The sequence below is a fragment of the Prevotella sp. HJM029 genome, assembly GCF_000599605.1.
In the GTDB taxonomy this organism is placed as follows: domain Bacteria; phylum Bacteroidota; class Bacteroidia; order Bacteroidales; family Bacteroidaceae; genus Prevotella.
The window spans coordinates 30067-53783 of record NZ_KK082669.1; the positions used below are offsets into that span (position 1 = coordinate 30067).

General features: G+C 47.1%; 23 protein-coding genes and 2 pseudogenes. 6 read left to right on the plus strand and 19 right to left on the minus strand.

Features of this window, described 5'->3' with window-relative positions; translation table 11 throughout:
* Window positions 1–11: 11 nt before the first annotated feature.
* Window positions 12–1040 carry a hypothetical protein gene (locus X919_RS0110310; protein ID WP_028900046.1) on the plus strand — a complete coding sequence of 343 codons (1029 nt, stop codon included), beginning with the start codon at window positions 12–14 and terminating at the stop codon, window positions 1038–1040.
* On the plus strand, window positions 1030–2436 hold the full coding sequence (locus tag X919_RS0110315) for a KAP family P-loop NTPase fold protein (protein WP_028900047.1): 1407 nt from the start codon (window positions 1030–1032) through the stop codon (window positions 2434–2436). Before X919_RS0110310 ends, X919_RS0110315 begins: the two co-directional genes overlap by 11 nt.
* Before the next feature lie 7 nt (window positions 2437–2443).
* Here X919_RS0110315 and X919_RS0110320 read toward each other — a convergent pair whose 3' ends face one another.
* The 17 genes from X919_RS0110320 to X919_RS0110400 all read right to left on the minus strand — a co-directional run bounded on the left by X919_RS0110320 (window position 2444) and on the right by X919_RS0110400 (window position 18133).
* Window positions 2444–3085: a TraX family protein gene (locus tag X919_RS0110320; protein ID WP_013264988.1), complete on the minus strand. Its 642-nt coding sequence runs from the start codon at window positions 3083–3085 to the stop codon at window positions 2444–2446.
* A 1-nt stretch (window position 3086) separates the two neighbouring features.
* Window positions 3087–5420 carry a type IV secretory system conjugative DNA transfer family protein gene (locus X919_RS0110325; protein WP_028900048.1) on the minus strand — a complete coding sequence of 778 codons (2334 nt, stop codon included), beginning with the start codon at window positions 5418–5420 and terminating at the stop codon, window positions 3087–3089.
* An 18-nt stretch (window positions 5421–5438) separates the two neighbouring features.
* Window positions 5439–6362 carry a conjugative transposon protein TraN gene (gene traN, locus X919_RS0110330; protein WP_028900049.1) on the minus strand — a complete coding sequence of 308 codons (924 nt, stop codon included), beginning with the start codon at window positions 6360–6362 and terminating at the stop codon, window positions 5439–5441.
* Between the two features lie 31 nt (window positions 6363–6393).
* Window positions 6394–7782, minus strand: a complete 1389-nt coding sequence (locus X919_RS0110335) for a conjugative transposon protein TraM (protein WP_028900050.1) — start codon at window positions 7780–7782, stop codon at window positions 6394–6396.
* A 1-nt stretch (window position 7783) separates the two neighbouring features.
* Window positions 7784–8263 (minus strand): hypothetical protein, encoded by a 480-nt coding sequence (locus tag X919_RS0110340; protein ID WP_013264290.1) that lies wholly within the window; start codon window positions 8261–8263, stop codon window positions 7784–7786.
* A gap of 4 nt (window positions 8264–8267) precedes the next feature.
* On the minus strand, window positions 8268–8864 hold the full coding sequence (traK, locus tag X919_RS0110345) for a conjugative transposon protein TraK (protein ID WP_013264774.1): 597 nt from the start codon (window positions 8862–8864) through the stop codon (window positions 8268–8270).
* A gap of 16 nt (window positions 8865–8880) precedes the next feature.
* A complete protein-coding gene (locus X919_RS0110350; RefSeq protein ID WP_028900051.1) occupies window positions 8881–10239 on the minus strand; it encodes a membrane protein in 1359 nt (452 codons plus the stop codon).
* 16 nt (window positions 10240–10255) lie between these two features.
* A complete protein-coding gene (locus tag X919_RS0110355) occupies window positions 10256–10936 on the minus strand; it encodes a DUF5045 domain-containing protein (protein WP_028900052.1) in 681 nt (226 codons plus the stop codon).
* On the minus strand, window positions 10933–11628 hold the full coding sequence (locus X919_RS0110360) for a hypothetical protein (RefSeq protein WP_028900053.1): 696 nt from the start codon (window positions 11626–11628) through the stop codon (window positions 10933–10935). The genes X919_RS0110355 and X919_RS0110360 overlap by 4 nt, the downstream gene beginning before the upstream one ends.
* A gap of 14 nt (window positions 11629–11642) precedes the next feature.
* Window positions 11643–12371: a hypothetical protein gene (locus X919_RS0110365; RefSeq protein ID WP_013264430.1), complete on the minus strand. Its 729-nt coding sequence runs from the start codon at window positions 12369–12371 to the stop codon at window positions 11643–11645.
* The gene (locus X919_RS0110370; protein ID WP_013265026.1) at window positions 12353–15238 is read right to left on the minus strand and encodes a TraG family conjugative transposon ATPase; all 2886 of its coding nucleotides are present in this window, start codon (window positions 15236–15238) and stop codon (window positions 12353–12355) included. Before X919_RS0110370 ends, X919_RS0110365 begins: the two co-directional genes overlap by 19 nt.
* 5 nt (window positions 15239–15243) lie before the next feature.
* On the minus strand, window positions 15244–15522 hold the full coding sequence (locus X919_RS0110375; RefSeq protein ID WP_025791084.1) for a DUF4133 domain-containing protein: 279 nt from the start codon (window positions 15520–15522) through the stop codon (window positions 15244–15246).
* Between the two features lie 62 nt (window positions 15523–15584).
* The gene (locus X919_RS0110380; protein ID WP_028900054.1) at window positions 15585–15947 is read right to left on the minus strand and encodes a DUF4134 domain-containing protein; all 363 of its coding nucleotides are present in this window, start codon (window positions 15945–15947) and stop codon (window positions 15585–15587) included.
* A gap of 119 nt (window positions 15948–16066) precedes the next feature.
* Complete coding sequence (locus X919_RS0110385) at window positions 16067–16432, minus strand: hypothetical protein (RefSeq protein WP_028900055.1); 366 nt, start codon at window positions 16430–16432, stop codon at window positions 16067–16069.
* A 12-nt stretch (window positions 16433–16444) separates the two neighbouring features.
* Window positions 16445–17047: a helix-turn-helix domain-containing protein gene (locus X919_RS17415; protein ID WP_028900056.1), complete on the minus strand. Its 603-nt coding sequence runs from the start codon at window positions 17045–17047 to the stop codon at window positions 16445–16447.
* On the minus strand, window positions 17040–17447 hold the full coding sequence (locus tag X919_RS0110395) for a hypothetical protein (RefSeq protein ID WP_013264255.1): 408 nt from the start codon (window positions 17445–17447) through the stop codon (window positions 17040–17042). The genes X919_RS17415 and X919_RS0110395 overlap by 8 nt, the downstream gene beginning before the upstream one ends.
* Window positions 17444–18133, minus strand: coding sequence for a ParA family protein (locus X919_RS0110400; RefSeq protein WP_013264177.1), 690 nt, complete (start codon window positions 18131–18133; stop codon window positions 17444–17446). Before X919_RS0110400 ends, X919_RS0110395 begins: the two co-directional genes overlap by 4 nt.
* A gap of 453 nt (window positions 18134–18586) precedes the next feature.
* Between X919_RS0110400 and X919_RS0110405 the strand changes: the two genes are divergently transcribed.
* Window positions 18587–19153 (plus strand): hypothetical protein, encoded by a 567-nt coding sequence (locus tag X919_RS0110405; protein ID WP_028900057.1) that lies wholly within the window; start codon window positions 18587–18589, stop codon window positions 19151–19153.
* 267 nt (window positions 19154–19420) lie between these two features.
* On the opposite strand, the pseudogene X919_RS17420 reads toward X919_RS0110405, so the two are convergent.
* Window positions 19421–19851: pseudogene (locus X919_RS17420) on the minus strand (IS1380 family transposase); the annotation flags it as partial.
* 285 nt (window positions 19852–20136) lie between these two features.
* Here X919_RS17420 and X919_RS0110415 point away from each other — a divergent pair.
* From X919_RS0110415 to nhaA, 3 genes and pseudogenes are all read left to right on the plus strand, one after another.
* A pseudogene (locus X919_RS0110415) lies at window positions 20137–20606 on the plus strand (DUF389 domain-containing protein); the annotation flags it as partial.
* 51 nt (window positions 20607–20657) lie between these two features.
* Window positions 20658–20813: a hypothetical protein gene (locus X919_RS17295; protein WP_226893193.1), complete on the plus strand. Its 156-nt coding sequence runs from the start codon at window positions 20658–20660 to the stop codon at window positions 20811–20813.
* A gap of 16 nt (window positions 20814–20829) precedes the next feature.
* A complete protein-coding gene (gene nhaA, locus X919_RS0110420; protein ID WP_013264769.1) occupies window positions 20830–22155 on the plus strand; it encodes a Na+/H+ antiporter NhaA in 1326 nt (441 codons plus the stop codon).
* Between the two features lie 249 nt (window positions 22156–22404).
* Here the strand turns inward: nhaA and X919_RS0110425 are convergent, their stop codons facing one another.
* Window positions 22405–23706 carry an IS1380 family transposase gene (locus X919_RS0110425; RefSeq protein WP_028900059.1) on the minus strand — a complete coding sequence of 434 codons (1302 nt, stop codon included), beginning with the start codon at window positions 23704–23706 and terminating at the stop codon, window positions 22405–22407.
* Window positions 23707–23717 lie beyond the last annotated feature (11 nt).

Consider the following 23717-nt stretch of genomic DNA (forward strand, 5'->3'; position numbering starts at 1 on the left):
CCAATAAGAATATGATTTACGACGGATGGCTAAAGATACAAGACTGGTTCCATGAACGAAGTCTTATCTATGACAAATATTCCAAATCGATTCCAAAGAAACCTGATGTGATAAACGTCGATTTTTTGAATTTACGATATGGATGGCTGGAAATGGTTTTTAGAATCAATGGTCAAAAGCAGCTGATGATACCTTTAAGCGATTTATACGATCCGCTACAGGATATAGTACAATGGCTGGAGGCAATCATAGATTTGGGTAATGGAAATCCATACTATGAGCATACGTTGCATATAGACAGCGAAGGTACCCATATCTTTATGCACTATGAGTTAGTTGAACTTCCTGAATTTGGTAGCGTAGAAGACCAAAGAGGATTGTTTGTTGTGTATTGTTCGACTTTAGAAGATAAAGAACAAACGGTCTCTGCTATTTGTTCACCCGTTAATTTAATAAAAAGCATCTATTTGGCACTCCTAAACTTCTTTGCTTTTCATAACAATGGACAATACGATGAAGAATATCTTATTGAGAATTGGTCGATGCCGCACGGGGAAGTTTCCACCTCCCTCGAACTTTACAATAATGTTAAGTCTACCAAATTAGAGTGGTATACAGCCCAAAAGGACTATGATGCTTGGTTTGACAAGAGCTTCGTAAAGCCAACTATTAAGAAAATCATATTGTTCTGTTCAGATGATGGAGGCTCATTTTGGAATCGTGATGGATCCCGTTTGACTGATGAAGCGGAATTAGGGATGGATGAGCAAATGCCAAATGATGTTTCAATATCAACACAGACAAAAAATATTCTTGCACCACAAAGGGACGGGTCTAAGTCTGAGTTTGGGGTTGACATAAAATTCCTCATAAAACTGCGTATGAGCTTGAAAGATGATGTCGATTTGTTTTTTGGTAGCAGGCCTATCAATGGACATTTGGCAAAGTTTGAGTTGCTGCCAAACTATCGACTATGGCAAAAAGGAAATCATTCTGGGCTGAGGTATAGAAAAATAAAAAAAACAGATAATGCAGTATAGATTTAAAGACGTTGAAATTGGAGTAGATTCTCCTTTTCAGGAGGACAAGTTAGGAAGAAAAAAGTATGTCAATATATTGACAAACATTATTGCTCATGACCACGAGGGCTGTGTAATAAGTCTTAATGGCGCATGGGGGACTGGCAAAACCACATTTGTAAAGATGTGGGAACAAATGCTGAAGAACAAGGGGTATAAGACCATCTATTATAATGCTTGGGAATCAGATTTTGTTGAAGATCCTTTAGTTGCAATGATCGCAGAAGTTGGCGAATTAAGCCAAGAAGAAAAATTCAAAGATTTGTTTGCATCTGTAATAGCTAATGCTGGCAAAATAACTTTGGCAGCAACACCCAAAATAGTGAAGCATATTGTGGAAAAACATATAGGAAGTGATGCAGCTGATTGTATATCCGATATGCTTGAGGAAGGTGCATCTGCTCTTAAAGAGCAAATAGATAAATACTATGAAGAAAGGAAGAGTCTTACTTCTTTTCGAGCACAATTAAAGGGTTTGGTAGACCAATTAACAGAACAACCATTAATCTTTTTTGTAGATGAATTAGATAGATGTAACCCACATCATGCTGTAAAAGTACTGGAACGAGTAAAGCATCTTTTCTCTATTCCTAATATTATATTTATTCTTTCTGTGGATAAGCAACAGTTAAGTAATTTTATTAGAGGGTATTTTGGAAGTGACCGAATTGACGCAGAAGAGTACTTACGTCGCTTTATAGATATAGAATACTTCTTACCAGAACCCAACTATGATTACTACATTAAGTATCTGTGTGATGATCTTAATTTCAAAGGCTTCTTCTTTGGTAATAATTCTGATATGCCAAGTTCTGCATATTCATTCTTCGATGAGTTTGTTAGATCGCTTGCTGGTAGTAAAAGGCTTACCCTGAGACAGATGCAGAAATTGTTCGTGTCTGTTCGATTAGTATATAGCTCACTCAACACGAATAGAGAAGAACTGCCAGGATTGATATTGCTGCTTTTGTATATTAGAAGTTATCATTTTGGATTATATGAAGCTATTGTCAATCATCAGCTTTCATGTCAAGAATTAGTTAGCGAGTTAGATAGAATATTACCTAATTCGCTTTTTGAACGGAAAAAATACTCAGGATATGATTTCCCAATTATTCTCTTCCCTTTCTGTGATTTGCTGGTTTATTATATGGCAATCGACAGCTATAGTGGAGAATCTAAACTATGGAAAGTTGATGAAGCTGATACTAATAAGTTGACAGTGTACTTTACCTCTGAACATATTGGAGTAGAAGATATTACTCGGTATGCAAAGTCTGTAAAAAGGTATAGTTCACCGAAATTATCTTATGTTACCAACTTTATAGATTTGACAGAGGATTTACAGATAGATTAGAAGATTTTTATATGAGGAGACAAAGATGTAACGGATAGTATGCGTAGCATAAATATTTCGCATACTGCCCTTTTATAAATCCTCGCTCTCCATTGTAACACAGGATGACGGCCTGCCCCAGCCAAAGCCCGACTACACCATACTGGTACATGAACAGGGTAGCTAAAAGGCATTTCGTCACCTTGTCCGGCTGGAAGAAGTGGAACGCGCATATCAAGAGAATGCCAGAATATTCATAATCGACATGCAGCCAAGTAGCATTAGCACAAATGGAAGCCATAATGACACACCAGAGCAAAGGCTTGTTGCCAATTCGGGTTATCAAGTCTATTGCCACCAGTCCTAACAATAGGGTAAAGAACACATTGTGGGTGTTGTCATGATTCAGCAACCACCACGGAGCTTCGGATATGAGTGCAAAAGCCAAGAGGTTGAGCGCATACTTCCCCGTGGAACGAGTATGGACATATCCTTCCACCAACAGAAAGGCGAAGATGGGGAACGCCATTCTTCCCATCGTCCGCATCAAGTCATACATCAAACTACCATGTTCCATGAGGTAATAAGCGATGTGATCCATCGTCATGGACACTAACGCTATTACCTTCAGGGCACTGCCCGACAATCCTTTCCACTGATAAGGTACCATACTACTGTTTATTTTCCTGTTTCTTCTTCCTGTCCTTGCCAAGAAGCTCGGCAATCATCGCGTCCACCTCGTCATTGACCCGCTTGAAGTTACGACCGAGCATGATTTCCTTCTCACGGTTAGAGGCAAACTGATAGATTTTCGGCAAGTCGGCATACTGACTTTCCTCCTGCTTGATTTGTGCCATGTCAAAGTGCGTCTTGCAGAAATACTTGGATGTCTTGAACTCCTCCGACTTTTCGATGTCAAAGCCTTGTATCATACTACCCTCGGTAGGCGTGAAGTCACGAGCCGACTGACCTGCCAGCCAACCAGTTGCCATGTCCGCTATCTTCGCCGCTGGAACAAGATAGTCCAACCGTTCCGAGATAGATGTGGAAACCTTCTGGTCGTTGATGGTGATGGATTTGGAAGTCTGCTTCGCCTTACCGAACACGTCATTCTGCGCCCATTCCAGTGTTTCCTTATTTCGGGCAGCACCCATGAAGATATTTCCGCAAGTGGTGATAATCTTCTGCATACCGTTCTTGCCATAGTCCGCCTCCAGCTGTGGCAGTTCCTGAAAGCCTAATGTCACCGCCACCTTGTTGCTACGCGCCGTACCGATCAGACGGTCAATCTTATGAAAGTATAAGGTCGGCAGCTCGTCCACAATGATGGAAACAGGGATATTCCCCCGGCTGTTCACACGGGTAACGAGACGGTTCAGCACCAACGCATTCAGTGCACCCACTATCTGCTCCTTCTCCGGGTCGTTGGCTATCACGAGATATGAAGGACTTGCAGGGTCTGAAATCTTCAGGTCGAAGTCGTCCCCCGTAAAAATCCAGTAGGCTTCTGGCGAGACCAAGCGTGCCGCATTGACCCGGAGCGTACCCACCATACCTTCGAGCTGGTCCATCGCCTTGTTGGTATAAGCCGACTGGAACGGAGCCATGAGCGAGAGAATCTTCTGGTCCTGCATCAGGATGTCGAATACGTCACTGTACTGCTTGCCAAGGAAGGACAGCACGTGCGGCATATCCGAGTATTCGCCGGTGATGGTGTCCGGTTCCACCACCTGCCCCTGCTCATCCTCATACCATGACGAAGTGATATGCACCCTCTGCCCGTTACGGCTGATATAAGTGAAGTCATTCAAATCCACGAACATACCGTCCTCATCTACAGACACATCGTGGCTCAACTCATCCACAAAGTCCAGTATCGTGTTGCCGTCCTTATCGACAGCCCGGTAGTCATGCCAGTTCTTCGTAATCAATTTCAGTTTCTTGCCCCTGTATTTGACATACCTCGTGAGCTTCTTGCCGTCCTTGAATCCCGTCGGGTGAAAGTTTACGAAGAAATAGATGATGGCAGAGAGGAAGTTAATGGCTGAGTTCTGAAAAAACGCCTCCGAGCCACCCTTCTTGTCGCCCCCTTTATTGAGCGATTCAAGCAAGGTCGCTGCCGTCTCTGCTGCCGCCGCCAAATCAGGGATATACTTTCGCTGAATAGGATTGATGCGGTTGGAATATTCCACATCGGTAAAGTTCACGATATGGAAACCACAGTTCTCTGGTAACCTACCGAGTTTCTTGTTCTTGCAGTACTGATAGAACAGCGTCTTTCCCAATGTCGGAAACTTATAGTCGTACACCATCATGGCTAACCCCTTGGCCGCATGCTGACGGATAAACGGGTCGATGATGCCGAAGGACTTACCAGAGCCGGGTGTACCCAGTACGATGGTTCCACGGAAGGGATTGATAATGTTAATCCAGCCCTTGTGCATCCGTCTCTTGAAATAGTAAATCATCGGGATATTGACCGAATACGGATTCTCATTCAGTTCCTCCGACTGCTGGAACGATTCATTCTCGAAGTTGAAGCGGTCCTCTCCTAACTTATAGTTGTAGAAGCGCGAGATACCGTCCAGCCCCTGATGCAGGAGCATTGTACCGATGATGGAAGTCATGGCATAAAGGATGCGGTTGGTCGGAAAACCAAAAGAGACTCCTCCCCAGATGCCCTTATGAAACATCATGCAGAGTGCGATGAATGTGATGCCGATGCCGATAGGATAAAGCACCATCGTTTTGACATTGAACTTCAGTGCCTTCTGCGGACGTGTGCCGATACATGTCACACCGATGCAGATCAGTTCGACGAGCTTACACGATGCCACATTGTTGAACACTTTGAAGCGTGCGATGAGTTCCAAAATAAATCCTGTGACACGGTTGTCCGCCGTGATGGGCAGATTCATGATCAGTTCCACTATCAGGAAAAGATAGATGCAGCTCCTGAAGATGTTGTACATCTGCTGCTGTTCTCTTGTCTCTTCTACAGCCATGACTTTACAATTTGATGGTTAAAACACTGGCAGATACGATACCATCTGCTCACTGACCCCGTCAGCGTGCAGCATATCCTTGTAGTTGATATCGAGCGTGATGACACGGCCCGAAATCTGCTCCTCCGAAATCTCCAGCTTCAGCACCTTCTCTTCAGGGAATGTGAGCTTGTCCAATACCAGCACGTTGCGATATGTCTTCTTAAAACTCCTGACACTGCTCAGGCTGTACACTGGTGTCAGCTCTATCGTCTGCGAATTGGTAGCCTTTAGCTCCTTCTTGTCCGTGAGCTTGATGCGTACCTCGCTGATGTCATACTTGATTTTGGTAGCATTGTAGAGCGAGTAGTCGATGAAGAAATAGTCACCGATACTGTAGATGTTGTTCACCCTCGCCTTGATTCCGTTCTCATTAGAATGGATGTTCTTGCGTGGTTTGCTGGTAAAGATGGCCCAGGCGTAGGCCGCCATTTCCTTGCGCGGCATCGTTACGTCGGGATTTTCATACCTGCCCATGTCCCCGGCTTTGATGCGGTAGATGGAGTTGGCTTTGGCAGGTCCGGCAGTATAAACCACGTTGAGCTGTACGATATGCCGTTCACCAATCACGGTAATCGTGCCCACCAGCTCGTTGTCGTACATTCTCCCGGAGGGTTTGATACGCACGATATTGTCCGTACACTGATTCCCTACTATCTTGTTCGTAGAAATGTCCACGAGCTTGATATTCTCAGGCATCAGCAGGTGTGTCGTCACCTCTTCGTTGACAAAGATCACGTCCTTGCGCCTGTTTTCGTCGAAGATGTAGCTGTCCGTAGGCTTGGCGTTGCGGATATACCTCACCGAAGCCGAGTCTGCCTCGATGTTCTTATACTTCTTCTGTGCCTGAAGGCTGCCACACAATCCCATGAGGGCAACCATGAGAACTAAAATTTTTTTCATATTTCCTAAATGTTTGATGAATTATTGAAAGCTACTCTGCATTGGTATTGATCAGATAGACGATGGTATTGTACTTGATTCGGGCCTTATTCTTGCGGATATTGGCAGACACGGCTGATGTTGCCGACTGGTACATATTCTGTAGGGCCTGCAGAGCCACCGCTTCGGAACTCAGTCCACCGCCATACCCACCGTCAAAGTTGATGTTGCTCTGCAAGGCATTTGCCTTGGCATCCTTCATCAGGTCACGGAAGGCAGACTCTGGGACATAAAAGCCCTCCATGCCGTCGTTGTCATAGACCGACAGTCCCACCTTGATGAACTTATCCCTGACCAGGATGCTGGTGATGGTCGCCATCACACGCTGCTGACCGAATCCCGTCACCGTACCATAGAGGTAGGTGCCCTTCTTCAATTTTGTCCCTTTGAGCGTGACATCGTCGAGGAGCTTGAAGCGGAGGCGTGTACCCTCGTGTGCCTTCGTCGTCTTGTCTATCATGGCACGGATCAACGGAACATCCGTCGTAGGCTCGGCACTGACGGTGTTGAACTTCTCCGCATTACCCTCCATCACTTTCTTGACAATGACCGGTTTCTCTTCGGACTTACGATTGGACGCACCAAAAGGATGTGACGCTTTTGACACTTTGGCACTTTCATCCTCGTCGCCGATACCTATGCTCTTCTCCAACGCTTTCTGCCGGGCAAGGCTTCTCTTCTGAATCGCCTCCACCTCCCTGGCATAGTCATCCATCTCTGTCTGTCTGGAACCGCGCCCATAGCTGCCGCCCGAACCATAGCCAGATGCACCTCCGTAACTGCCACCCTCATAGGCATTGATATGCTTCCGTGACTGAGCCAGCCGCTGCTGCAAGGCTTCCATATCCTTCTGCCGCTGGGCATTGATGGCATTCTGGCGGTCTATCTCATCCAGTTCATGCTCTTGATAGCCGTTGCCGAGCGAGTCCTGCTGTGGCTGGTCCTCACCGATGCCGTTCACTGCCGATGCCGCATCCTCTTCGTTATAGCGTTTGTTCATCTCAGTCATCTTATCACCCATATCAGCATTGGCCGCCGTGGGCAGGGAGGCATTGATGCTGTCCGTGGCCACACCCTTCTTGGCATTGTCCGTACCTCCGAACACCCCCATCAACTCATAGCCTAAGAACAAGATAGGCAGAAGAATGGCCAAAGGAAAGATGTACTTGGGCTGTTTGAAGTCGATGCGCCACCAACTCTTGCCCTGTGATAAGGGCTTCACTACGGGCGGCTCTTTCGGACTTGTCTTTTCCCTTTCGTCGCCCTTAGCCTCGTTTTCACCCTGCGTTTCTGCATCAGCCTCCGTCCGGGCATTGTCTGAAGGGTCATCCTCCTTTCTCAGTCCTACTTTGAGTAAGAGTTTCTTAATCAGTTCATTCATATCATTGATGTTTTAAGTTTGCCACTATCATTTCGAGTTGTCTGTATTTAGAGATGATGAGCATAGAATCCCGATGTGTCTTTACAGGGATGTGTACAAGGGAATCCAACTCCCATTTCAGCCGTTGTCCTCTGAGAGCCAGCTGCCCGACTTCACGCACCTGCACGTTTTTGCCATTCTGTATGCTCTGTAGTCCGGCGAACATAGACTGCACATTCTCTATCTCTCCCACAATATCCTTGCTGGGTTGTGGAGTGTAGAGGGAGACAAGAATCCCAAGGCCGAGCGAACAGACCAACGCACCGATGGTCATGGCCGCCGTGCGCTTCGGATGATTTGTAGCCCATGTATTGGCAGCGTCTATCCGCTCCTGTATCTTCCACTGACGAGAGAATTTCCTTACGACGGTTTCTATTTTACCTTTGACTCCCTGTTCCCATCTTGCTTTTGCTGCTTTCGCACGCTTCATTTTCTTCTTCATACCCTTAGTAGTCTAAATCCTTATTCTCCAGCGTTCTCCAGTTGGTAATCAGCAGCCCGTGCGGATTATTCCTTGTGCGGGGCACATTCTCGATGCTGCCCACCGTGATGAGGGAGCGTTTCATGTCGCGCGAACGGCGCTTGATAATCTGCGTACCATAATATTTGAACTTCCTCGACTGCTCATCCAACTTGATGGAATCGCAGATAATCATGCACACGGCAGAGGAAGACACGATGTCCGAGTAGAAACCGTTTTCCTCCATTGCCTGTTTCTGCTTCAGTGCCGTACCGTCCGCCATATACATCGCCTTGGACAGCGTCCACTTGATATAATCATCATCGGGCGGCAGGTTGAAGAAATACTGATGGAAGAGTTGGATGTGTGCTTTCGCCTCCATCACAAAGTTCGTCTCCTGCTTGCTCCTTTCAGCGAGGAAAGGGATGTCGCCGTCGAGGACATAAATCTGATTACGCTCTTCCGTTACCAACTTGGCACAGTAGAAGATGCAGCAGGCACAGACCACCGTACTGCCAATGATGGTCAGCAGTACGGTCGTCAGTGCGAGTCTTGTTTTCTGTTCCAAACTCTGTATTAACATATCCTGTCGTTTTAGTTTATTTTCCTCTGTTATATGAATCCTTCATGGAACTGCCCATCTTCGATGCCGCCTTGCCAGCAGAGCTTTCGGTGAACATGTGCTTGGCCTCTTTCGCCATACCTGAAGCTGCACCGCCCATCGCCCCGGCCAAAGTAGCTGCACCGCCATCGGAATAACCACTTGCGCCACTTACTGCCCCGGCCATACCTGCCGCTCCGAGGTGTGCTGCACCCGATACCGCCGAACCTGCTACTGGCGTAGCCACCGAAGCGATGCCCATACCAGTAGAGGCGGCACTGCCCATGGCTCCGCCCACAGCACCTGCCACAACACCACCGGCGGCACTGCCCGCACTCGAACTCACGCCACCTGGTATCAGCCATGATGCCACCTCTGGAACAAAGCGGATAATGTAGGCACCCACGAGCATACCCATAGCGTACATACAGTTGGAGCCGATGCCCTGAATGCCCAGCGCACCTATCTGTCCCCATGAGTTCACCTGTCCTTGTAGAAGCCTGCCATAGGCGGTAAGGTCCTCGCCAAGGTTATACATCAGAATGAAGTCTATGTAATACAGGCACATATAGGTAACAAATCCCCAAAGCGATAAGGAAAGGTATTTGCTGATCCATTGCGACCACGCACTGCTCCATGGCGGTACGATGGACAGGGCAAACATGATGGGCGCGAAGGTCGCCAATATCGTCATGAAGATACGTTGCGCCACCAAAATGCCATAATACGACATTTGGAAGATCAGTTCCCCGATAAAGCGTATCACGTCGTTGATCCATTCCGACACTTTTGTCTCCGCGGCTACGGTAGCCCGTTGCGCATAATTGTTGATGGTCGAGCCAAGATTCTCCATGTTGTAGATGAGCTTGTCCCACCAATGGGCATCCTCGCCAATTTCCTGTACCTGCTTCGCCGTCTCGATGCTGTCCTGTACCTGCCGGAGCCGTTTGAGGTAGTCCGACTGCTTCTGCGCCACTTTCAGTTCGAGGGCTGCCACCTCCTTATTTTTGCTGCTCGCCATCTGTTTGGTTGCCGCCTCCAATGCCTTTCCCGGCCAGGCAAGCTCCTGACAGATCCACGAGCTGTAAGTGATGCAGATGGACAGTCCCACGATACGGAGGAGTTTCATCACGTCCATCGCCCTGCGCCCAAGCATCATCATCCAGCACTCGTAGGAACCCACGCAAAGGGCAAGGCATAGGCCGATGACACGGGCATAGCCCACGGTGTCGCCCAGCACCGCCGACTTCGGGAAGGTTTCCATCGCCACCAGCAGCTTGTCAAGGCTCTCGTCGATGGAAGGCAGTCCCATCGTGAGCAGCTGACTTGTGATATTCAATAAGATGTCTGTAACCATATTCTTAAACCATGTTTTATCGTTTGTAATAGTTCTGCGCCATGCCGACAAGGTGCGCCACACGGCTGACCATCTCCTCCATCTGTTTCTTGTATTGCTGGTAGGCTTTCTGCCGCTTGGCGTTTTCAAGTTCATACCCTGCACCTGTCCGATGGATGTAGACGATGTCCTGGCAAATCATTTCATTCTGCCGTGTCAGTTCATCGACCTGATATTTCAGTTTGCCCTTGCTTCGCTGCATACAGAAGAGCAGTCCGTCGGCAATGGATTGCTGCATACGGTCAAAGGCGGCCTTGAACGAAGAATAAACCAGATCGACATTCCTGTCAGCGGCACGCGCCACTTCCTCCTTGTAGAGTTCTTCCATCTTGACACGTTCCTGTTCGGCTTCCTTCATCTTCTGCCGTTGTGTCTCCTCGGCGGTGATACGGGTGGGCATGATCCGCTTCACCTTGGACTTACTTTCCTTGAACCGCACCCTCCAACCAGATTTAAGGAATCCCCATTTCCTGTAGGTCTCCCCACCACTATACTTTTTATGCAGCAGGTAATAATACCATGCAGGAGAAAAATCCCACGGCCCGTTTTCCATTGACTTCCACTGCTTTTCCTTCTGGTCGTCGTAGGTTGGATGCTGTGCCGATACTGGTAAACATAGGTAAAGCAAGCCCACTATTATCAATAAATACTTTCTCATACGCTGTTCCATTTATTGATTACTCTCTCTGCTATCTTGTCCGTTACCTCACTGTTGAGAATGTCCCAGATGTAATCGTATCTGAAGCCGCCGACGGTAATGATGCTGCACCATACGTTGGCACCGTCTATAATTCCCCTCATGTTCTCGATGGATGTTCTCAGTTCCATGACCAGATGTAGCTTCTCGTCCACCGAGGCCTTCATTGCGTTGATACCGCTGGCGGCAAGCGAGGCATAAAGGGCTTTGATATTCTTGATTTCCCTTGCACATGCCATGTTCGCCTCGGTATAGTACCATGCCACCATCGGTTTCTTGAAGGTATATTGAAAGGTGGAGCGTGTAAACTGGGAATACTCCTGTATCAGACGATACATGCTGTTGGCCGTCGAACCCAACGCACTGGCTAAGATGACGTAGGAATAGCCGTTGTTCAGTTTGCTGTCCAAGGTCGTCCTCACATCATTGAACTTCGTGGCACCTTTTGTGATGATGCTCTGCTCGCCAAAACTCGTCGTCACCTTTGCCAAGGCCTTGTCCTCCTCGCCCTTAATGAGTTTGTGCAGACTGATGAGGGCTTCGATGGTGGCCGGATCCCTCGGTGTGGGAATTACATCGGCAAAAGTAGGAGCTGCTAATGTTAGGCATAAGAGCAACATCCAACACCTATTTATATAATATGCTCTTTTCATAGGCTCGACCTCCATTATACACCCAATCCGTTCCAGTTGTCAATCAGCCCGTCCACCGAGTTGCGAGCGGTGATATAGGCAGCCCATGACTCCACGTCGATGGCCATGAGCACATCGCCCCAGCTGTTACCGAACTGACACATCATCACCATGACCTCCAGTTTGTAGTGGATTTCAAGCAGACGGCTGTAGATTTTGTTAGCCATCGTCAGCCGTTCATAGCGGTTAAGCAGGTTATACCCATCGTCCTTGCCGCCGTTTTTGCCTTCTTTGAGTGGGTTGCGGATTCTGCCATTGTTCACAATGTCCACAAAGTCGTGTACCAGTCCTTCCGTCTCGGACACGAGGTTGGCCATCTCATTGATGCATACTACATAGTTTTTGCCCGGCGACTTGCCGAGCTGTTTCAACACGATGGGCACGTCCTTGAAGATACCAGCGGTGAGCGAGACTATTTCCCCATAGTATTTGCTTTCCTCCCCAAAGCCTGTAATGTTCTGCATGGAGAGTAGGTAGAGTTCCTTAATGCTTGCCATCGTAGCGGTGTATTGCATCAGCTTCTCCTGCTTGGACTTTATGGAATCCAGACGACCGTTGTGCTTGTCCTCAATGATTTTCTGTGAAACTGCATTTGCCGTTACTGCTGCCATCGTTCTCTTGTCGATCACCACACGCCAGCCAGCCCGGATATTCAGCGAGGCAAGGAGCATCGTCAGAACGAGGATTAACTTTGACTTTTCCATAAGCTCATAATGTTTTGATGATTGTTGACCTGCCGCGCGAAGTCGAGATATTTATTTATCCCAGTCTGTCTGCGGTCTTTTTCGATCTCCGTGATGGCACGTTGGATGTTGCCACCGAAGTGCCTTGTATAGATTTTGAGAGCTTCCTTTTCTGCCCGTTCCGTAGTATAGGCCCAGTAACATTCAGGCGGCTCCTCCACACCATACACGTCCGACACCTGCCCACGGCATATCCATACCTCCTTGAAGTAGTTGCGTCCCTCGTGGTTGTTGAGCGCATTGATGGTGAAGATCTGCTGTCGCTGTACGGCCGTCAATCCGAGGATGGCCGCAATGTCATCGTACCTGTCCTTGAACTTGGCCTGGTCGAGCAGGATTTTCACATCACTGTTGTTGATAATCGCCTCTTTGACAATGGGCGAGTCAATCACATCGTTCAATTCCTGCGTCACCACACCGGCGATGCCGTGGAACTTGCGCACCGTCTTATACAGATATTTGATATACTCTGCCATCGTAGGCGAGGCGATGGCCTTCCATGCCTCTTCGATGATGAGTGCCTTTCGGCCTTTCTTGATACGCATCTTCTGGAGGAACACATCCATGATGATGAGCACAACGATGGGAAACAGCACGGGGTCGTCCTTGATTTTGTCTATCTCAAAGACGATAAACCGCTCATCGAAGAGCGACTGCTCCAAATCGTTGTTCAGTGTACTCTCCAGTTCACCGCCACGGTAGAACTGTTCGAGGATGGCAGCGAAGTTGTCAATGTTGAAGGCTATCTTTTTCTCGGCCATCAGCTGTGGAATACGTTCCAAGGCATATTCATAGAAAGTATTGAAAGACAATTTCCTGACGGTCATCTTCCGTCTGCGCTGTTCCATTTTCTCTATCTTCTGTTCGATACGCATAAGATAGCTGCCCTCGATCACCTCCGCCATGATGCGCATAAGCTGACGGTTAGCCGCCACCTTTTCGCCTTCGGTCGCAGCTTTGTCATTGACCAAGGCATGTAGTTTCTCCACCTGACGCTTTGCCTTGACCTGATGCCGCACCTCTGCTTCTGAAAAGATGTCGTCCTTACCCTCTGCATAGTCCTTTGTGGAAATGTCGCTCTGATGTTCCTCAAAGTCCTGATAATAGCGATGCTCCACCTTCTCACCATACTTCTCATACTCGCCGTTCTTCTTATCCTCCAGCAAAAGTCGGTGGCGCAGTCTGTCCTTTTCTTCGGAAGAAAAGCCACGGAAAGGATGAAAGTAGGCATCGTAATACTCTACAATGACCTGATTGATGATGGCATCCTCAATCTTGGAGGGCATCTCGCTACCCTTGAAGATCAGGAAGATGAGGGATTTGAGGAAGTTCTTCTTCTCCCCGAAGTTCTGTCGGTACTCCGTTTTGGTAATCTTGAACGGATTCATGGAGATGGGATGCTCCTTGGAATAGGTGATATAAGTGCCACCGAAGTAGCTGCATATTCCCTCGTAGCTGTCACCAGTATCAACCATCACCACATCCGTGTTTTGCTCCAGAAGCTGGCGCACCACACTGTTCATGTGGAAGCTCTTGCCACTGCCAGAAGGTCCTATACAAAAGAAATTGGCATTGTCGGTATATTTGTGCGCACCTTCCTTGCCGGTAATGTCTATCGCCACGGGTAGTCCCTGCCGATCTGTATAGTAGGTTTTGAGTGGCGTCTCCTCCGAGTGTTTCAGATGCTCCTTGAAGCAAAGGCAGAGTGCGGCGTCCGACAACGTAAGGAAGAGATCGTAGTCGGGATTGAAGGCATAGCCGTTGCCCGGGAAACTGCATGTGAAGAGTTCCAACTGGTTATACGCTGACCGAGAAGGCATGATGGCGCAGTCGTAGAGTTTCGTCTCGATATACGAGGTAACTGGGGTTATCTTATCGTGTGGACAGCTGACGAGGATATTAAAGTTGGTATAGACCATCAGTTTGCTATCCACGGCCAACGTGTCCAGTAATCGTTCTATATCTTCCTTGGCGATGCGGTTGGACGGGTCGGGCATGGAGCCATGACGTTTCGCCTTGCCTTGCAGCTTCCGCATGAGTTTTCGTTGGGCAGGTATCTGGATGACCTGATTGTAGATGACGCAATCGGTATAAGGAATCTCCGTCAGGAAGGAGAAGAGGTCGGTGGCAATGTAAGTACCGTTGATATTCACAGAGAGGAACGGACGCACGAAGTTGGGCATGTTGATTTCGTCTATATCCACCAAGGGGAAGGACTTTACCGTGCGGTCGCCAATCTTCAGGTTCTCGTCCGAGCACTTGAAGTTGGTCATGGAGAATGGTCCCTGCTTGAACTGGAACGCCATGAAGCGATGAAGGTACTCGACAATCTCAGGCTTGCTCAGCTTACGGTGCGCAATACCTTTCTCCTGCAGGATGTCGGCTACCTTGGCCACCTTTACATGGAAGTCCTCCCATCGCTTGGCATCGTATTTCACGAAGGCATTGTGCGCACATTCCTGCGTGATGATGAGAAAGGTGCGTATGTCGGTATAAGGCCGTCCCTCGAAGTAGTTGAAGTAACTTTCGGTGAGGAACTCCTGTTCTCCCTCCGGCTCATGGTGATATTCCTGCTTGCAGAAAATATCCTGCTTCTGGAGGGTATAGCCCTCGCCGAGCGTCTTGACGATATTGGCCAGTACGTCCTGAAAGAGCCGATACTGGTCGGCATCGGTACAATACTGCTGCACGGGATTCTCTATCTCGAAAAATACTGATGGATTGCCCTTCTGCGACCAGAGCACCGTGTTGAGCAGTTTCCCGCCCTTCTCCCTGATGTCCTGCAACTGGGCAAAGAGCTTGTCGAATGGTTTTCTTTTCTGTGTCATAACCTTTATTGTTTGAAGATTCCGTGATAGATGCAGATACCCTTATCGTGGCGTTTGGCATGAAGGCCATTGCGCTGCCGGATGTAAATGGTGGCCAGTCCAACAAGGGCAAGGACAATCATGGCAATGAAGCCGGCTAACTTACCCAAGATGATGGAGAAGAGGATAAAACCGAGGAAGGACACGCCGATGGCTATGGCAGCAAAGGTCAGGAATCGGCCTCTGATGCCCATGAACTCCAACGGTTTCTGTATGCCCTTGTATATAGGAAAGAAATCTTCCATAGAATGTTGAAATTTGGCAGGAGCCAGACGCATGGTCAGATGGTCCGGCTCCCACCGGTTAGTTACTTGAAGAAGAGCGGAAGCGCCTCCGACATGGCGATGAAAGCCACACAGCCACCGATGGTGAGCATGATGGTCTTCTTCACGTCCTGGTCGCCGTTCTGCATCTTGAAATATACATTGAACGCACCCACAAGCACGATGACGGCTGCGATGGCCTTCATCAGGTTGGAAACAGGGGTCTGATACGAAGAGATCTCCGTGGTGGCCTTTGAGAAGCCGCCCGCCCCCCTGCTGTTGGCCAACGCTGTTCCTGTACTCAGGGTGAACATACATACACCCACTGCTAATTTCAAAGACTGACGCTTCGCAAAGCTCCAAGCACGTTTTACGCATCTTACTGCTTGTTCTCTTAATTGCGACATAATCGAATGGATTAAATTTGAAATTCAATTCCATGTTAAAGCCGTAAGTGAAGCAAGTTAAAGTGCTACGTCTGAAATATTAAAGATAAAGGTCGATATATGATTCATGAAGAAATCCGCTATGAAGATGGTGGACTTTTCTTCCAGTCGGCAAGCAGCCCACCCAGTTCACTGTTCTCACCGTCTTTCGACAGGTCTTCCACCTTGACCAGCAGGTCGTTTACCTCAATGCCGCCAGTCATCAGGAGCTCTGCCGTCTGCTTCCGTTTCATGGCAGCTGCCTTTTGCTTCTTGACAATAGGGCGAGTGATGAGGATGGGCGCAAACTCCCTTACCTCATCGGAGATGTCGATGACTTCCTCCTGCGCCTTGTCGTCCTCACTGGCAGCCCGCTTGCTGTTCTCCAGCAGGTCGTAGGCCACCGTGCAGAAGTAATAGCAGAGGTAGCAAGCCACGATAAAACCAAGGAATACTTGAAAATTCATACGCAATAGGCATTAAGTGAATGACGGGCATGGAACTGATGCGGCAGGATAGGCACTCATGGGCTGAAACCGCAAGCCCAGCCTCTCGCTGTTGCTCTCACGAATCGGGCGGCGCTTCAGATTCTCATGATAATATAATGTGTTACGTCCTGGGATAACAAGATAGCCATATGACTTCAGGATGCTCTTCAGGACCACCCGTTTCTTGTTGCCTACCACTTTGATGTTGGTTTTCTGGGGCAGACCGAACAACACGCGAGCCTTCTCCCGTTTGATGATGCTCCTTCTGCTGCGGGACCGTATCTGCCGGGCATCGTCTAAAGTCCTGCTAAGATGGTACTTCTTCACGATTCGTGAAACCGTCCGGGTGGATATGCCGGTAAGCCGGGCAATCTCACTATGGGAATGGCTGCTGTATAGCCGACAGACGGTCTCTACTACCGTCATCGCCTTGGTGACAGGGTGTTTACGCAAGCCCAACTCATGCAGCTTTCGGCGTAAGCAGCTCAGAGAAATGCCCAGACGCTTGGCTAACGAGGCATTGCTCATCGCCTTGTAGTGGTCAGTAAGGAAATCCACCATTGGTGCGGTCCAGATGATACTTTGCCTATACATGATCTTGAAGGTTATTGACAATATAATCGTTACTGCGTAGAAACTCTTTGAGGTAGCCGCTGTTGGTGCCGATGAAGGCACGGAGAGCGGCATTGATGATGTCGGTAACGGACATGTTGTTGATGTTGCAGAGCTTCAGCAACTCCACCACCTCGTTGTCTATCTCGTAGTTCTTGCGGTCGTTCTTCTTGACACGGTAGCCGTATTGCTGGGCACACTGCCGGAAGAGTTTCCAACTGTTATCAGTCTGGTGAATGTCAGTATGAGTTGCCTTAGGGATAGCTTGTGAAAGTGGAGGGACAGATGGCCCTTTCACCTCATTAAACACACCATCTATGTCGGGCAGGTTGAGCAAGTCATTGGTAGGTGCAACCTGCGAATGAGAAGTATTCGTTTTCATTTTGTCTGCTCTTTAGGTTCTGAGATCTGTTGATACATAAAGTCGAAGGTGGGTGACACGATGTCGTTTTGCGGCCCCATCAGTTCAATGGTATTGTACCGTTGCATATCCGCCTTGACCTCTATGCGCGGCGCAACCAGTCCGAAGTGGCGCAGCCGCTCCTCCGTCTTATCCCACAGTTCCAGTTCCGCCTTGCGGCCATATCGCTTGTCCCATTTGTTCACGACGAAGATGAATCGGCTCTTCATGACGGGCAGCATGTGCTGGAGTTTAGCGATGAAGCCGATGAAAGTGGCGGTGGAACTGATGGAGGTAGCCTCGAACTGATAAGGGCAGACGATGTAATGGCTGAGGGCGAAGATGGGTACCAGTCCCTGCTGCGACAGGTTGCCGGGAGTGTCCATCAGCACGAAGCCTTTATAGCCGTTGCGTAGATTCGTCAGGAACTCCCTGACGTTGTTGGTGTTTTTGATGTCGAAGGGCTGTACGGTATAAGGCAGTCGCACACCCTCGTATTTCCCGATGTCTTCCTGCCGTTTGGAAAAGATGGTCTGCTGACGGTCGAAATCCACAACGAGTACGTTCTCTCCCTTTGCAGCCAAATAATCGGCGAACATGGTGCAGAGCGTTGTCTTTCCGACACCGCCCTTCTGATTGGCAAAGGTGATCATGATGTTGTCTCTCATTGTCGAGGTTGTTATTAGTTGTGAGATAATAACAAACTCCTTTTTGGTAGGCCGGTTATCAAATGGAGTTGGGCCCCAGTAGCGTTATTTCGAGAAATAGGCATCTTGCGAGTTAGGTAAAAGAGGAAGATGCTAAATCGTGAAATCATGGACAAAGATAGTGTTTTTGTTTTATACTTGCAAGTGGCTTTGTTGCCGTGAAGAGCCTCATTGATAGATGGTTAATGTGCCTTTGTGTAAATGTAATAAGACGTATGATTAGAGAATATGATATGTGGGGATTGTACAAAAAGCAGATAAAAATTAAGGTTTAAGATAGATTAACGGTCGATGGACCGATTTGTCAGAAAAGATTATGAATCTGATAGTTTTTTGAGTCGCCAAAAGAGAATGTACGAAGAATTGAGTATCTTTGTTGTTGAAAATAAAACAATCATCATAACTATACCGTCTATGAAGAAACTATTAGTTGCTGTATTTAGTATGATGCTGTCGGCTTCTGCAATGGCGCAGCAACCCCTTGAAAGTCAAGTCATAGAGTTAAAACAGAAAATAGAGGCACAGCAGCAACAGTTGAACGGACTTTCCAGGCGTGTGAGTGAGGTAGAGCAGCTGAATATCGATCTGCGTAAGGCGATGGACTTTGGCAAGGGCATCACTACGGCACAAGGCGACAATGGTGTAACCTATAAGCTTATCTCACTAAAGGGGAATAAGGCTGAAAAGTCTATCACGGCCATTTTCCAAATGTCCACTACAAGCGATATGGTGGATATGGTTATTGCTGGGTATGAAGCATCTTATGTAGATTTATATGGAGAACGGCAAAAGACAGAGAATCTTACCGTAGGCAATGATGTGATGGTCAGGGTTTTCAAAGATGCCCCAACCAACGGTCGTATCATCTTCAATGATGTGGATATAGATAAGGTGAAGGAAATCAAACTGCTGCGCTTTGATGTCCTCAATGGAGAGAATAAAGAATCCGTTATGTTTAAGGATTTGAAAGTGGAATGGTAGGAACGAGTCCTGTTCAAAAAAGGAAGACACATCGAAACTTTTACGATTATAGTTAATCCCATTGAAATATTAAAGAAGTATGAAAAAAGGATTATTACCTCAATTCCGCAGTATTTTTCCTTGTGAGGTACTTTTATATATTGAAGTGACATTTTTGGGATTTATCCATTGATATGGGGATTTTCTGGGGTTCTTGGTTCTTGCATAATCATGAAATCCCCCACCCAAACCAATGGGGAAGTATGAAAAACCACAAAGAAATACTGTTTATTCCATGAAGACTTCAGCGTAGTAGGTTTTATTTGTATATAGGTTCAGAACGTTCTGCCTTCCCGTTCTCACCCATTTTGCTGGCACGCTGACAAAATGCAGGATAAAGGCTTTCAGCCTGCTTGTCTTTTTCAATGGCTTGACCTTTTCGCTGATATGACGGACGAGATAGAGATAGAAGTTCTTCAGCATGACGGTAACCATCATGAGAACCATGTTCTCAGCCATAAAGGTAAAGGGCAGATGCGATCATCTGACCATCCGAAGTCATTGTTCTGTATGTCGAAGTTCTTTTCGCTTGCTCCACGCTCATTATAAAATGTAATGGTGTCTTTCTCGGTAGACATCCAGTTATTGGTGAGGATACAGCGATATGTGTATATTACTCCGAAGATATCTGTCTGTTGCTTGTCATCTTTGTCTTTCAAAGCCCAACTTTGAAAATGTCCATAATGTGATAAATTCCACCGAAAGAAGTGATATTCTCGTTTTTAATTGCTACCTTTGCCATGTCAGATTTTGTCTATTTTTTGTTTGCAGCACCAAGATAGGTGGAATTTCTGACGTATCGAAGTGTTTTGAGAACTTTGTTTCTCAGACACTTGGAGTTCTCACAAGAATTTATGCTGCGGAATTAAGGAATGAAAGTTTTAGTATGGAGGTTAGAATTATACTCTGAATAATGTCACATTACACTGCAAAAACAAAAAAATATGGAAGGGCAAAATAACAGTTTGTGGGGAGTTATCAGGCAACACTTTAACTCCCTTCCAGATAAAAATGAGGAGCGCGATACCATTAGCCAAATAACCGACGGCATATCATTCAAAGGCTCCAACCTTTGGATACTTATCTTTGCCATCTTGATAGCATCGTTGGGGCTCAACGTCAATTCTACTGCGGTGATTATCGGTGCCATGCTTATCTCTCCACTCATGGGACCTATTACCGGCATGGGTCTCTCTATTGGTATTAACGACCTTCAGTTTCTAAAGCGCTCTTTCAGAAACTACCTTATCATGGTCGTTATAGCTGTTATCACTGCCACACTCTATTTCCTTATCACCCCACTGAAGGAAGCGCAGTCGGAATTATTGTCGCGTACTTCACCAACTCTCTATGATGTGCTGATAGCCATTTGTGTGGTGCTGCCGGCATTATCGCGCTCTCTACCAAGGGCAAAGAATTAAGGAGCCTGTATCCTAACGTTACCTCCATCAGTCTGTCAAAGGTAATGGAGGTACCGACAGACACCTCTGCCACGAAACGTTACGTTGTGGCTATCGTAGGAAGCAAGACAAATTTCTCAACTGCTGACCGTGAATGGTTGAGCAGATGGCTCAAGTCGCGTACTGAGTCGGATAGTCTGCGACTCATTACTACTCGCTAACATAAAAAAAGAAAAGATGAAAGAAATATATAAGCAGAAAATTAATAAGAAGTTGGTTATGCCTGCCTTGATGTTCATGCGGCAGGAAAAGTCGAGCGGAATAGTTCTTGGTATTGCCGTTATCATAGCCCTGTTGCTTGCCAACTCGCCTTGGCGCGAGCAATACTTTGAATTCTTTGAACATCACTTGGGGTTTGTTTTCGACGGAAGACCTTATTTCAACTTCTCTTTGGAACATTGGATTAACGATGGGCTGATGTCTCTATTCTTCTTCGTCGTGGGATTGGAGTTGAAACGAGAGTTCATAGGAGGAGAGTTACGCGAAATAAAGAAGGTGGTACTCCCTGTGGGAGCTGCTATCTTGGGAATGCTTTTCCCTGCTGCTATCTATCTTAGTTTTAATATCGGAACATCTGTTGCTCATGGTTGGGGAATACCCATGGCAACAGACATTGCCTTTGCTCTCGCCATTGTTTATTTACTTGGTGATAAGGTGCCGCTATCAGCTAAAGTGTTTCTCACCACGCTTGCCATTGTCGATGACCTTGGATCGGTTATTGTTATCGCCCTGTTCTACACATCTAATATCTCCATCCCCAGTATCCTCGTGGGTCTGACTTTTCTTGGTATCATGTTCATTGGCAACAAGATGGGCATCAAATATGCCTTTTTCTATGGTATCCTTGGCGTGTGCGGTGTATGGGTAGCCTTCCTCATGTCAGGCGTTCATGCTACAATAGCAGCTGTTCTTGCCGCATTTGTAATCCCCGCTGATTCACAGATACCAGAATCGACATTTATTGCGCGTCTGCGCCGACAGCTTCATCGGTTTGAAAATGCAGAAAGCAATGATGTAAGGACATTAGAAGAAGAACAAGTGGAGATTATTTCCCAGGTGAAAGCTGAAGCCTTCAATGCCGTACCACCTCTTCAGCGCCTCGAACATGGCATGCATCCATTTGTTTCTTTTGTCATCATGCCCATCTTTGCACTCGCCAATGCAGGTGTAGCCTTTATCGATATGGATCTGCAGAGCCTGTTCTCCAATCATGTTGCTCTTGGTGTGATGTTCGGACTGCTATTGGGCAAGCCCCTTGGCATCGTCTTGGCAGTTTGGTTACTCAGCAAGTTGGGGCTTGGCAAACGTTCAAAAAAAATGACATGGCACCGCATCTTCGGCTTGGGATTCCTTGCTTCGATTGGTTTTACCATGTCGATGTTTGTCACCTCACTCGCCTTCGACGAACCTGTAAGCCATGTTCAAGCTAAGGTCGGAATCTTCGCAGCTTCCATTATTGGTGGTTTAGCAGGATATTACTTGCTCAAAATAAGTAAACGATAATTCCTTGCTGCAATCTTCGGCTATAAGGTCTATTCGATTTTACAATGTGGCAAGAATACATTCTTGCCTATGCTGTATTTCCTTAATTCCGCAGTATTTTTTCTTGTGAGAAAATTCTATATGTTGAGATGTCTTTTTGGAGCTCTATATGTTGATATGAGGTGCTTCGGTGTTTCTTGGGTCTTTTCTAAGCATAAAATCTCCCACCCAAACCAATGGGGAAGTTTGATGACCACAAAGAAATACTGTTTATTCAATGAAGACCTCAGAGTAGTAGGTTTTATTTGTATATAGGTTCAGAACGTTCAGCCTTCCAGTGCGCACCCATTTTGCTGGTACGCTGACAAAATGCAGGATAAAGGCTTTCAGCCTGCTTGTCTTTTTCAATGGCTTGACCTTCTCGCTGATATGACCGACGAGATAGAGATAGAAGTTCTTCAGCATAGCGGTAACCATCATGAAAACCATGTTCTCAGCCATAAAGGAAAAGGGCAGATGTGACCATCCGAAGTCATTGTTCTGTATGTCAAAGTTCTTTTCGCTTGCTCCACGCTCATTATAAAATGTAATGATGTCTTTCTCGGTAGATGTCCGGTTGTTGGTGAGGATACAGCGGTATGTGTATATTACTCCGAACATATCCGTCTGCTCCCGGCCCTCCTTGTCTTTCAAAGGACTACGCTGTACGACAAGCCTGTATGACTTTCCTTCGATGAAGTTGTCCATACTGATGGATGTGACATCGCATTTCTCATAGCCAACTTCAACGCTCTTCCATTCTTTCAGCTGGAGGAAGTCCTCGCATCGACTGCCGCAGCTGGCTGCACGTATATAGAACGTGTTGCAGCGCGACTCTACGGTTTGGATGATTTCCTTTGAGAATGACCCGCAGTCAGCACGGAAACGCTCTATTACCACACCAAGTTCTGAGGTTACACGGTCCATAATGCGACGGAGCGTGTCTTCTTGATGGAATCTCACATTGGTGTTTCCGTCACGATTCTCACCTCCGACTATGATTCCCCCAATGGAAACCCAACCAGGGAAATAGCCAAAATCCTGCTTGTAAGAATACTTTGCATCGAACTTGTGGGCTGGAATAAACTGATGGTCAAAGTCTAAGTCAACATGACTGCCCACCTTTATAAGCCCCATTCTCCGTATCATCCGTAAAAGTAAGGTGTTCAGCTTCTCTGCAGTGTTGAAACTATAAGACTTGCCTGATGTCTCGCTCTTGTAGATAATGTTCTCTTCGACAAGCTCCTTCAGTCCTCGCCCCACGGTGTCGGCACCGGGTACCAGCGTACCAGGTCTCTGCCTGAACTGCCCTGTAAGCGCATTGATGTCCTCAAGGAAATCCCCTCCACAAAGGTAGCTGAAGAAGAGAGAGCCAAAAATACTTCCATAACAGAATGCTTTGCCGCTGCTTCCGCGTTTGCCCAATACAGATTCGGTAAGTTTTTCAAAGCCCAACTTTGAGAAAACGTCCATAACATGATAAATTCCACCGAAAGAAGTGATATTCTCGTTTTTAATTGCTACATTTGCCATGTCAGATTTTT